7 protein-coding genes are annotated in these 12,389 nt (G+C 71.3%); all 7 read right to left on the bottom strand.

The window, feature by feature from the left end:
* Positions 1–12 precede the first annotated feature (12 nt).
* The 7 genes from ACWPWV_RS12450 to ACWPWV_RS12420 all read right to left on the bottom strand — a co-directional run bounded on the left by ACWPWV_RS12450 (position 13) and on the right by ACWPWV_RS12420 (position 12,215).
* Positions 13–1,014, bottom strand: a complete 1,002-nt coding sequence (locus ACWPWV_RS12450) for a sugar phosphate isomerase/epimerase family protein (protein ID WP_454043293.1) — start codon at positions 1,012–1,014, stop codon at positions 13–15.
* A gap of 37 nt (positions 1,015–1,051) precedes the next feature.
* Positions 1,052–1,729 carry a hypothetical protein gene (locus ACWPWV_RS12445; RefSeq protein WP_454043292.1) on the bottom strand — a complete coding sequence of 226 codons (678 nt, stop codon included), beginning with the start codon at positions 1,727–1,729 and terminating at the stop codon, positions 1,052–1,054.
* A 253-nt stretch (positions 1,730–1,982) separates the two neighbouring features.
* Positions 1,983–6,947 (bottom strand): ThuA domain-containing protein, encoded by a 4,965-nt coding sequence (locus tag ACWPWV_RS12440; RefSeq protein ID WP_454043291.1) that lies wholly within the window; start codon positions 6,945–6,947, stop codon positions 1,983–1,985.
* Between the two features lie 291 nt (positions 6,948–7,238).
* A complete protein-coding gene (locus ACWPWV_RS12435; protein WP_454043290.1) occupies positions 7,239–8,411 on the bottom strand; it encodes a Gfo/Idh/MocA family protein in 1,173 nt (390 codons plus the stop codon).
* Positions 8,412–8,506: 95 nt separating this feature from the next.
* A complete protein-coding gene (locus ACWPWV_RS12430; protein ID WP_454043289.1) occupies positions 8,507–9,574 on the bottom strand; it encodes a substrate-binding domain-containing protein in 1,068 nt (355 codons plus the stop codon).
* A gap of 92 nt (positions 9,575–9,666) precedes the next feature.
* Complete coding sequence (locus ACWPWV_RS12425; protein ID WP_454043288.1) at positions 9,667–10,698, bottom strand: ABC transporter permease; 1,032 nt, start codon at positions 10,696–10,698, stop codon at positions 9,667–9,669.
* Positions 10,695–12,215: a sugar ABC transporter ATP-binding protein gene (locus ACWPWV_RS12420; protein ID WP_454043287.1), complete on the bottom strand. Its 1,521-nt coding sequence runs from the start codon at positions 12,213–12,215 to the stop codon at positions 10,695–10,697. Before ACWPWV_RS12420 ends, ACWPWV_RS12425 begins: the two co-directional genes overlap by 4 nt.
* Positions 12,216–12,389: the final 174 nt, after the last annotated feature.

Below are 12,389 nucleotides of genomic sequence, written 5' to 3'. Positions count from 1 at the left end.
GCGGGCAGATCCCTACTTCGTCGAGAACGCGGCGTCGAACGCGGCGTCGGGTGCGTCGAACGCGTACTTCTTGACGAACTCGAGGGCCTCGGGGGCACCGATCAGGCGGTCCATGCCGGCGTCCTCCCACTCGACGGAGATCGGGCCGTCGTAGCCGATCGTGTTGAGCATGCGGAACGCGTCCTCCCACGGCACGTCCCCGTGGCCGGTCGAGATGAAGTCCCAGCCCCGGCGCGGGTCGGCCCACGCCAGGTGCGAGCCCATGCGGCCGTTGCGGCCGTTGCCCATGCGCTTCTTCGTGTCCTTGCAGTCCACGTGGTAGATGCGGTCCTTGAAGTCCCACAGGAAGCTCACCGGGTCGAGGTCCTGCCACACCATGTGGCTCGGGTCCCAGTTGAGGCCGAACGCCTCGCGGTGCCCGATCGCCTCGAGCGTGCGCACGGTCGTCCAGTAGTCGTACGCGATCTCGCTCGGGTGCACCTCGTGCGCGAACCGCACCCCGACCTCGTCGAACACGTCGAGGATCGGGTTCCAGCGGTCGGCGAAGTCCTGGTAGCCCGCGTCGATGGCCTCCTGGGAGACCGGCGGGAACATCGCGACGTACTTCCAGATCGCCGAGCCCGTGAAGCCGACGACCGTCTTCACGCCGAGCTTCGCGGCGAGGCGTGCGGTGTACTTCATCTCCTCCGCGGCGCGCTGGCGCACGCCCTCGGGGTCGCCGTCGCCCCACACGACGTCCGGCAGGATGTCGCGGTGGCGCTGGTCGATCGGGTCGTCGCACACGGCCTGGCCCTTGAGGTGGTTCGAGATGGCGTAGACCTCGAGGTCGTACTTCGCGAGCAGGTCGAGCTTGCCCTGGACGTACTCCTCGTCGTCCCAGCGCCACGGGTCGAGGTGGTCGCCCCAGCAGGCGATCTCGAGCCCGTCGTAGCCCCACCCGGACGCCAGGCGGGCCACCTCCTCGAACGGCAGGTCGGCCCACTGCCCCGTGAAGAGGGTGATCGGTCGTGCCATGGTGGTTCTCCTTCGTCGATCTCGGTTCGGCCCGGGGTCACCGGGTGGACGTGCTGGTCAGGGTCCGGGAGCGCCGCCGTGCCACGACGACGCCCAGCGCGCCGGCCGCGACGACGGCGGCGGCGAGCAGCGCCCACAGGAGCGCACCGGGGCCGGAGGACGACGCCGCGTCGTCCTCCGCGGGGTCGGCGGCCGCGTCGGACCCGGTCGCGGACCCCGCGGCGGCGTCCCCCTCGGCCGCTTCCGTCGCGCTCGCGTCGTCCTCCGCGGACGCCGGCGGCGCGGCGGGCGGGACGACGTCGACCTCGGCGGTCGCGGTCGCCTCGGCCGGCTCGGTCATCGTCGCCGAGAGGACCCAGTGGCCCTCCGCGAGCACGCCGGGGTCGGAGACGTACCAGCCGACCCCTTCCGAGGCGGAGCGCAGGGCGATCGGCCCGACGGTCTCCCCCGCGTCCGACTCCGCCGTCACGGAGACGTCGGCCGCCTCCTCCACCGGGTGGCCGTCGATCTTGTAGGTGAGGTTCGCCGAGACGCCGCCCGCTCCGTCGGTCCCGAGCGAGATGACGACGTCGCCGCCGTGCGCCGTCGCCGGCGTCGCCAGGCCCGCGAGGACGAGCGCGGCGCCCACCACCGCGGTCAGGAGCGTGCGGACCGCGGCCACGGGTGCCGCCGGGGCCGGTGTCCGCCGCGCGGCGGTCCGGGAGGAACGGGACATCGGGTGGTCTCCTCGTCGTGTCGTGCGGAGGTCTGCGGGCCGGTCGGCCGTGGGGCCTCCCGGGGTGCCCCGGCGCCGGGCCGGAGCGCCCGGTACCCGGGCGCCGGGGCCGAGGACCGCGGACGGTCCCCGTCGTGCTCGTCGTGCGGGCAGGGTACGGGCGGTCCGGCCGATGGACCGCCCGTACCCCTGTGCGCCCGCACGGCGAGCGCGTCGCCCGGCGGGTCGACGTGCGCCGACCCGCCGGAACCTGTCAGGAGCAGCTCAGAGCGGTGTGCTCCACCGTCTCGGAGAACGTCCTCCCCTCGGCGTCGGTGGCCGTGACCGTCACGGACCCCGCGTCCACCGCGACGGCTCGTGCGGCGAACGACTGGTAGGCGGCCTTGCCCGGGGCGACGTCGGCGAACGACTTGGACCCGAACGGGGTCGCGAAGGACACCGCGAGCGGCACCTCGTCGTCGTTCGTCGCCCGCACCGCGAGGAAGACCTTGCCGGCGACGCAGCGCGGCTCGGCCGTCACGGTGACCGCGAGCGGGTCGGGCTGGGTCTCGTCGACCACCCGGAAGTGGGCGAACGACACGGCGGCACCGGTGTCGGCGGCGGCACCGAGCGCGAAGAGACCGACCTGCGCGTCGGCGGCCGGCGCGTTGGTCACGCTCTCGTCGAACGTGGTCCAGGTCGTGCCGTCGGCGCTGTACGCACCGGTGAACGTGTCACCGGAGCGCGTGAGACGCAGGTGCCACACCGAGTCGGTGAGGTTGCCCACCTGCGGCTGCGGGTTCTGCACCACGCCGCCCACCTCGCTGCGCAGCTCGATCCGGGCGTTCTTGGCCTGGCCCGCCTGGTTGTCGACGACGAAGTCGAGCTTGACGTAGTTGTCGTCGTCGCCGTAGACGAGCAGACCGCCCTGCTGGTACTGGCGGTCCAGCGCCGAGCCGTCGACCACGGTCTCGACCGTCCACTCCTCACCCGGCTGGTCCTGCAGCACCAGGTTCGGCACGGGTCGGTTGTCCGTCCCGTAGATGTCGGTCGGGGTCGTGTCGATCTGCAGTGATCCGTCGGCCACGCGGTACCCGGTCGGGTCCTCGTTCACGACCGTCCAGCGGCACGCGTCGAGCGTGTCGCCGTCGAACTCGTCGTCCGGCCCGGGGGCCGTCGCCGTGTCGTCGGGCGTGATGTGGAACCAGTCGAACTGGGCGTCCAGGACCGGCGACGCCGTCCCGTTGCCCTTGAGCGACACGAGGCCGATCTGCGCGTTCTCCAGGTCGGCGACCGACTTGGTCTGCGGCATCGTCGTGAAGTCGATGCCGTCGGCCGAGTACGCCGCCCGGAGGTTCTGCCCGTCGCTGACGAACCGCACGTACACCGTGTCGGGGAACGCTGCGCCGAGCGCCGCGGAGTTGGACTCCCCGACCTCGTTCGGCTGGGCGTTCTCCTCGCGGATGAACTGGAAGATGCGCGTCGCCGCGTCGGCCGAGGCCGAGCGACCCTGGAGCACCATCTTCGCGTAGTTGTCCTGGTCCTCCCAGATGACGAGACCCGCCTGCTGGTACTGCTGGCGTGCCGGCAGCGTCAGCTTGGCCGTGGCCGTGAACGGCCCGTCCGGCAGGTCCTGGAGCACCAGGTTGGGCACCGTCGTGTTGTTCGTCCCGTAGAAGTCGGTCGCGGTCGTCGGGAGGACGACGTGACCGTCGCGCACGGCGAGGTTCTGGTCGCGGTTGAGCACCGTCCAGCGGTCCTCGTCGAGCTCCGCGCCGAGGAAGTCGTCCGAGCGGCCCGAGAAGCACATCCCCGGGTCGGTCTGCTCGGCCTCGACCGTCACGGTCGTGTACTCGACCGAGTACGCGCCGCGCTCGTCGGTCGCACGGACCTGGAGCCGGTACTCGCCCGGCTCGTCGTACGTGACCTCGAACGAGCCCGTCCCGTCGACGAAGCCGTCACCGAGACCGGCGTCCCAGGCGAACGTGACCGCCTCGTCCTCCGGGTCGGTGGCCGTCGCCGTCGCCGTGACGGTGAGCGGGGCGGTGCCGGACGTCGGCGTGACCTCGAACGTGTCGATCGACGGACGGACGTTGTCCGTGACCCCGCGACCGTTGACGACCATCCAGTTGACGTTCGACTGCCCGGTCGTCTGGACGAAGTAGAGCGTCCCGCTGCCCGACGGGACGTCGGACAGCTCGGCCGTGATGTCCGAGTACGTCTGCCAGGCACCCGCGGGAACCGTGAGGCTGCCGATCTCCGGACCGTCCGGGGCGTTCCAGCGCAGCGAGACGCTCCCGCCGGGCTGGGACGCCGCACGCAGCGTGATCGAGTCGACGCCCGCGAGCGAGATCGGCTCGTGCGCCCACCAGTCACCGGGCTCGATGAACCCGATGTTGAGGCCGCCGCCCGCCGTGTCGGCCGTCGTCTCGGTCTGCACGCCCGGGTCGCCCGTGCTCGTGGAGCCCTCGAGACGACCGGTCGACGTGAAGAACTCCGACTGGAGCAGCTTCGGCTGGAGGATCTGCAGGTCGTTCGCCGACAGCGGGACGCCCACGGCGCCGCCGTCGTCGGTGTACATCGCCTCGACCACCCAGAAGATGTTCGACTCGATGCCGTGGCCCTCGTCGCGCGCCGTCTGGAGCGTGCCCTCGCAGCCCGTGAGCTCCTCCATGGGGTGCGCGTGCGAGTCGTGGCCGAGCGAGGTGAACAGCGTGACGTTCTCGCACGTGACCTCCCCGTCGGGGTCGTCCACGGCGATCTCGTACTTCACCTGGTCGCCCCACTCGAAGAAGCCGCCGTTCTCCGGGAACGTGATGGAGACGGTCGGTGCCTGGTTGCCCACGACGATCGTCACGTTCGCGACGCCCGTCGCGCCGTTCTCGTCGGTCGCGACCAGCTGGGCGGTGTAGCTGCCGTTGTCCGTGTACGTGTGGACCGGGTTCGCCTCGGTGGACGGCTCCGAGCCGTCGCCGAAGGTCCACTGCAGGGTCACGGGGTCGCCCGCCGGGTGGCGGGTGCCCTCGGAGGAGAACTGCACCGTCAGCGGTGCAGCGCCGCTCGTCACGTCCGCGCTCGCGCGGGCGATCGGGGCGGGGTCGCCCTGGACGTAGCTGACCTTGTAGACGCCGCTCGAGTCGTTGTTGCCGCCGAAGCCCGAGCCCCAGTCGATGACGTACAGCGCGCCGTCGGGCCCGAAGTCGAAGTCCATGGGCCGGTCGAAGCCGGCCGACGGGTCGAAGATCTTCGGGAGCACGCGGTTGATGTCGACGAGGTCGTCACGCTTCTCGCCGTCGAGCTGGAACGAGTAGACCTTGCCCTGGTTCCACTCGCCGAACAGGGCCTTGCCGTCCCAGTACGCCGGCCACTTGACGTCGGAGTCGAGCTCGGGGTCGTAGTCGTACACCGGTCCGCCCATGGGCGCACCGCCACCGCCGATCTCCGGGAAGCTCGGGTTGCCCCCGTAGCCGTACCAGACCTCGGCCTCGATCGCCCCCGGCAGCTGCTGCAGGCCCGTGTTGTTGGGCGAGTTGTTCACCACGCCCGCGGCACAGTCGAAGGCGGTGCCGGACTGCCCCGTGGCGAAGTTGTAGTCGACGTAGGCGTTGTTCGCGCCGGTGCAGTACGGCCAGCCGTAGAAGCCCGGGTCGCTCACGACGTTCCACTCGACCGTGCCCTCCGGGCCGCGCGTCGCGCTGGCGCTGCCGGCGTCAGGACCGTAGTCCCCGACGAGCACGTTGCCCGTCGAGGGGTCGACGCCGATGCGGAACGGGTTGCGGAAGCCCATCGCGAAGATCTCGGGCTTCGTCTGCGCGGTGCCCGGCGCGAACATGTTCCCCTCGGGGACCGTGTACGTGCCGTCGTCCTCCGGGTGGATCCGCAGGACCTTGCCGCGCAGGTCGTTCGTGTTCGCCGACGTGCGCTGCGCGTCGAAGTTCTGCCGCCCCGCACGCTCGTCGATCGGCGCGAAGCCGCCCGACTCGAACGGGTTGGTGTTGTCACCGGTCACGATGACGAGGTTGCCCTCGGCGTCGAAGACCATGTCGCCGCCCGCGTGGCAGCACGTCTCGCGCTGCGTCGGGATCTTGAGCACGGCCTTCTCGGACGCGAGGTCGACCGTCTTGGACGTCGCGTCGTAGTCGAAGCGCGAGACCCGGTTGTGCGGGCCGTCGGCCCCGACGTTCTGGGGCGACCAGAAGAGGTAGACCCAGCCGTTCTCGGCGAAGCCCGGGTCGAGCACCACGCCTGTGAGCCCGTCCTCGTTCGCCTGCGTCACGGCCAGCGTCGCGGCCGTGGTCGTCTGGTTCGTCGCCGGGTCGATGACGCGCACGCGCCCGTCGCGCTCGACGTAGAACACCGTCCCGTCCGGGGCGACGTCGAGCATCATCGGGTTCGCCGTGCTCTCGTCCAGCGGCACCATCTCGTAGCTGTCGGACTGCGTCGCGTTGCAGTCGGAGGGCACGACGCCCGCGGCCGTCTGGATGCCGCCCAGCAGGTGCTGCAGGAACTCCGGCTCCGCGTACGACTGGTCCGTGTGACCGCCGCCGGTGTACCAGGACCGGCCGCCGTCGTACACCTGGCACCAGGCCGTGGGGTGCTCGGCGCCCATCGCGCCGGAGCCCGCGGAGTAGGTCGTCTCGTCGAGGCTCGCGAGCACGTGCACCGAGTCGCGCGGGTTCGTGCGGAAGTTGTACCACTCGTCGAAGCGGTCCCAGCGCGCCGGGAGGTGCGCCGTGGACTCGTGGACGTGGTCCTCGACCTTGATGGTCGCGTCCTGGTTCTGCGGGTGCGCGCTGAAGTAGGCGCCGACGAGCTCGCCGTACCACGGCCAGTCGTACTCGGTGTCGGACGCCGCGTGGATGCCGGCGTACCCGCCGCCGGACTGGACGTACCGCTCGAACGCGGCCTGCTGGTCGTCGTTGAGCACGTCGCCGGTCGTGGAGAGCCACACCACGGCCTCGTACTGCGCGAGGTTCTCGTCGGTGAACGCGCCCGCGTCCTCCGTGGCCGTCACCTCGAAACCGTTGTCGGAACCGAGCTGCTGGATCGCCGCGATCCCCGCGGGGATCGACCCGTGGCGGAACCCGGCGGTCTTGCTGAAGACGAGCACGTCGAACGGGGCGGTCTCCGCGGCCGCGGCCACGGGCGCTGCCGCGATCGGGCTCGAGGATGAAGGGGCTGCCGTGGCCGACGTCGCCGTCGCCAGGGTCAAGGGCAGAGCGACCGCTGCCGCGGCCACCGCCGCGACCGTGCGCCGTCGGGCGCGCGATCCTCCAAGCACGTTTCTCACAAGGTCTCCTCGTCGAGATGGGGAACAGTGCTGCGCTCCGCCCGGGGCGGCGTCGTCGGCCTGCGTGCCGAGTCCCGGGACCGTCGGCGGGCCGTGCCGGCCCGTCCGTCGTGGCCGCTGCGTCGCGGCCCGCGACCTCCTCTCGTCCGACCGGTCCGCCCGGCCCGCACCGTCGCGGGCCCGGGAGAACCGGTGCTTGCGGTGACCGGTCCGGCGCCTCTCGGCGCCGGACCGGTGCGATCAGGGTTCGACCCAGGCTCCGGACGCCGCGCTGCGCTCGACCGCGTCGAGCACGCGCTGGACCGCGAGGCCGTCCGCGAACGTCGGTGCCGGCTGCCTGCCCGCCGCGATCGCCTCGACGAGGTCGACCACCTGGTGGGTGAACGCGTGCTCGTACCCGAGCCCGTGCCCTGCCGGCCACCAGTTCCCGACGTACGCGTGCTCGGGCTCGGTGACGACGATGCGCCGGAAGCCCGCCGTCACGGCGTCCTCGGCCGCGTCGAAGAAGTGCAGGACGTTCATGTCCTCGAAGTCGAACGCGAGCGATCCCCGGGAGCCGTTGATCTCGAGGCGGATCGCGTTCTTGCGCCCGTAGGCGAACCGGGTCGCCTCGAAGGTCCCGATGCCACCACCGGACAGGCGCGCGAGGAAGATCGCGGCGTCGTCGACCGTGACCGGCCCGCGCTCGTCGCCGCCCTGGCCCGTGAGGCCGGTGAACTCCGTCGCGACGGGACGCTCGGTCACGAAGGTCTCGAGCAGGCCCGACACGCTCGTCACCCGCTCGCCCGTGATGAACTGCGCGAGGTCGATGACGTGCGCGCCGATGTCCCCCAGCGCGCCGCTCCCGGCCTTCGTCTTGTCGAGACGCCACGAGAGCGGGGCGTTCTCGTCCGCGATCCAGTCCTGCAGGTACTGGGCCCGCACGTGGCGGACGGTGCCGATACGGCCGTCGGTGACGAGCCGGCGCGCGAGCTGGATCGCGGGGACGCGGCGGTAGGTGAAGCCCACCATCGCGACCTGGCCGCGTGCCGCGGCCGCCTCCGCCGCGGCGACCATCTGCTCCGCCTCGGCGACGGTGTTGGCGAGCGGCTTCTCGCACAGCACGTGCTTGCCCGCCTCGAGCGCGGCGATCGCGATCTCGGCGTGCGTGTCGCCGGGGGTGCACACGTCGACGAGGTCGACGTCCTCCCGGGCGACGAGAGACTGCCAGCTCGTCTCCGTGGACTCCCACCCGAGGCGCTCCGCGGCGGCCTTGACCGCTCCCGGGTTGCGGCCGCCGAGGACGCGCATGCGCGGCTCGAGGGGGAGGTCGAAGAACCGGGGGGCGGTACGCCATGCCTGCGAGTGCGCTGCCCCCATGAACGAGTACCCGACCATGCCGACGCCGAGCTGCGCGCCGTTGCTGTCTGCCATGACGTTCCCTTCCGTGCGCGCGCCCACGGTCCGGCCGGGCTCCCGCCCGGGCGGACCGTGGGCGCGGTCCGCGTGCTGCTGGTCTGGCTCCGACCTCAGGAGTCGAACGCGGTCGGCAGGTACTGCTCGACGTTGTCCGCGGTGACGACCGGGGCGAAGAGCTGGACCGTGCGCGGCACGCCGGACGACGCGAGGTCGCTCATGTTCTTCTCGTGCGCGACGAGACGGGCGAGCTTGATGCCGTCCGCGGCCTGCGTGGACGGGTAGACGACGGTGGCCTGGAGGACCGAGTCGCCGGCCTCGATGTGCTCCATGACCTGCTTGGAGCCGGCGCCGCCGACCATGAAGAACTCGTCGCGGCCCGCGTTCTCGATCGCGGAGAGCACGCCGACGCCCTGGTCGTCGTCGTGGTTCCAGATGGCGTCGATCTCCGGCTCGGCCTGCAGCAGGTTTGCCGTCGCCGCCTCGCCGCCCTGGACGGTGAAGTCGCCCTGGACCTGCGTCGAGACCTCGAGGCCGCAGTCGGACAGCGAGTCCGCGAAGCCCTGGCTGCGGTCCTGCGTGAGCGGCAGCGACGCGATGCCCTGGATCTCGGCCACGACGGCGTCGGGGTTGTCGCCGAGCTGCTCGCAGATGTAGGTGCCGGCGGACACGCCCATGCCGTAGTTGTCGCCGAGGACCGTCGAGCGGGCGGCGAACGGGCTGGAGAACTCGCGGTCCACGTTGATGACCGGGATCCCGGCCTCCATCGCCTGCGTCGCGACGTCGGTGAGGGCCGCGCCGTCGAACGGCAGGAGCACGATCGCGTCGACGCCGTCGTTGATGAAGCCCTCGATCTGGCTGATCTGCACGTTGACGTCGTTCGTGCCCTCGGCGACGCGGAGCTCGACGTCCTCGTAGTTCTCCGCCTCGGCCCGGGCGGCCGCCGTGATGGCGCCCATCCAGCCGTGGTCGGCGGCAGGGGCCGAGAAGCCGATGACGACCTCCTCGCCCGCGGCGTCGTTGTCGGAGACGGCCTGGCTGGTGCCGCCGCCGCCGTCACCTTCCGCCGTGTCCTCTTCGGCCGGGGTGTTCGAGGTACATGCCGTGGCGATCAGCGCGATCGACGCGGCGGAGACCGTCGCGATCGTGATGCGGCGACGGAGGGTGGTGCGTGCGGACATGGGATCTCCTTCGATGCTGTCCTGCTGGGAGCGGGGACTACGCGGGTGGTGCTTGAGAACGGGGTGGGTGGTGCGAGGACGACGCCGGGGCGTCATGTCCGGCGGACGAGGCGCTGCTGGAGCAGGACCGCGCCGACGATGATGGCCCCCTTGACGATCTGCTGGACCGAGCTGTCGACGTCGTTGAGGATGAACACGTTGGTGAGCGTCGTGAAGATGAGGACGCCCAGGACCGTGCCGACGATCGTGCCGCGGCCGCCCACGAGGAGCGTGCCGCCGACGACCACCGCGGCGATGGCGTCGAGCTCGAGGAGCAGACCGTTGGTCGAGGCGCCGGCGCTCGTGCGGGCGAGGATCATCACCGCGGCGATGCCCGCCGTGAGCCCGGACAGCGCGTACACGTACATGAGGTGACGCTTGACCTTGATGCCCGCGAGGCGCGCGGCCTCGGGGTTGCCGCCCACCGCGACGGTCCGGCGGCCGAACGTCGTGCGGTTGAACAGGAACCAGCCGAGCACGGCGACGAGCGCGAAGATCCAGACGATCTTCGGGACGCCGAGGAGGTTGCCCTTGAAGACGTCGTTGAACTGCTGGACGTCCACGATCTGCGTGCGCCGCTGCGCGATGAGCTCGGCGAGACCGCGTGCGGCGACGAGCATCGCGAGCGTCGCGATGAACGCCACGACCCGCCCGTAGGCGATGATCACGCCGTTGATGAGGCCGGCGCAGAGGCCGACGGCGACCGCGCAGAGGAGCATGACGGGCCAGCCGTACGACTGGGTCGCGAGGGTCGTCGCCCAGACCGAGGCGAGACCGAGCACGGAACCCACCGACAGGTCGATGCCGCCCGTCGTGATGACGAACGTCATCCCGATGCTCACCACGCCGAGGACGGAGCCCAGGCTGAGGATGGTCATGAGGTTGCTGACGCTCGCGAAGCGCTCCCCCGCCGTCGCGAAGCCCACGACGCACAGGAGGAGCAGGGCCACGACCAGACCCACGTTGCGTCCCGCTGCTCCTGACAGGAGGCCGCCGCGACGCGAGCCGCTCGCCGCGTCCTGCTTCTCGACGCGGGCCGACTCGTCCGCGGTCGGCGTCGATGCCGACACCCTTTGCTCGCTCACGCGACACTTCCTTCCATGACCATGTCGAGCACCTGGTGCTCGTCGATCGCTGCGGTGGGTCCTTCGTGCACCACGCGGCCCTCGGAGATGACGAGGACGCGGTCCGCCAGACCCAGGACTTCGGGGATCTCGCTCGAGACGACGACGACGGCGGCGCCCTCGGCGGCGAGGCGGCGGATCAGGGCGTAGATCTCCGCGCGGGCCCCGACGTCCACGCCGCGCGTGGGCTCGTCGAGGAGCAGGACGCGGCACCCGTGGACGAGCCACCGGGCGAGCATCGCCTTCTGCTGGTTCCCGCCCGAGAGCGTGCGGATGGGGCGGTCCACGCCGGTGGGGCGCAGCTCGAGCGAGTCGGCCTGCTCCTTCGCCGCGCGGCGCTCGGCGCGCTCGTCGAGGAAGCCTCCCTTGGCGAACCGGGAGAAGGTCGAGAGCGTGACGTTGCGGTAGACCGGCTCGTCGAGGAGGAGCCCCTGGCTCTTGCGCTCCTCGGGCGCGAGGCCGATCCCCGCGCCCACGGCCGAGGCGACCGACCCGACGCGCAGCCGGCGCCCGTCGACCTCGACGCGACCGGCGGTCGCACGGCGTGCCCCGTAGACGGTCTCGAGGATCTCCGACCGCCCGGAGCCGACGAGGCCCGCGAGCCCGACGATCTCCCCGGCACGGACCTGCATGCTCACGTCGGCGAACGTGCCGCGCAGGGACAGACCCGCGACGTCCAGGACGACGGGGGCGTCGTCCGGGTGCTCGGTGGCGTCCGGGAAGACGTACTCGACGGACCGGCCCGTCATGAGGGTGATGAGCTTGGCCGTCGGCGTCTCGGAGACCGGGAGGTTCTGGGCCACGGTGCGCCCGTCCTTGAGGACGGTGATGCGGTCGCCGATCTCCCGGATCTCCTCGAGCCGGTGCGAGATGTAGACGACGGCGACGCCCGCGGCCGTGAGCTCCTTGACGACGCGGAAGAGGTTGCTGACCTCCTCGGAGTCGAGCACCGCGGACGGCTCGTCCATGACGATGACGCGCGCGTCGTGCGACAGGGCCCGCGCCATCGAGACGATCTGCTTCCCGGCCGCGGACAGGTTCCCGACCTCCCGGCTCGGCGAGATCTCCGAGTGACCGAGCCGCTTGAGGATGTCGCGCGTGCTGCGCACCGCCTCGCGGCGCTGGGAGAACCCGAGCGTGGACAGCTCGTGGCCCAGGTAGACGTTCTCGGCGACGGTCAGGCCGTCCACGACGTCGAGCTCCTGGTACATCGTCGCGACCCCGTGCCGCAGCGCGGCGACCGGGTCGGAGATGCTGATGGGCTCCCCGTCGAGGAGGATCTGCCCCTCGGTCGGCTGATGGGCGCCGGCGAGCACCTTGATGAGGGTGGACTTGCCGGCACCGTTCTGACCGAGGAGGCAGTGGACCTCACCGGGGAGGATCTCGAGGTCCACCCCGTCGAGCGCTCGCGCTCCGGGGAAGACCTTGACGATGCCCTGCATCTGCAGGAAAGGCTGGTGGGGGTCTGCTCTGACCATGTGGCTGAACCTAGGGCATCTTTTGCCGAGCGTCAATCATAAGTCCCGGAGATTCACCCGCGTTACCGGACTGTTACCGACAAAAGTTCTCTGGGGTCGGCCGGCTGCACGATCCGCGGCTGCCGCGGAGGAGGCCCACCGGGACGGCGGGACGCGCGCGGATGCTGGGGTGGG

The organism is Cellulosimicrobium sp. Marseille-Q8652, assembly GCF_965112045.1.
Note: the sequence above shows the minus strand (reverse complement) of the source record. Positions and strands in the feature narration are given on the sequence as shown.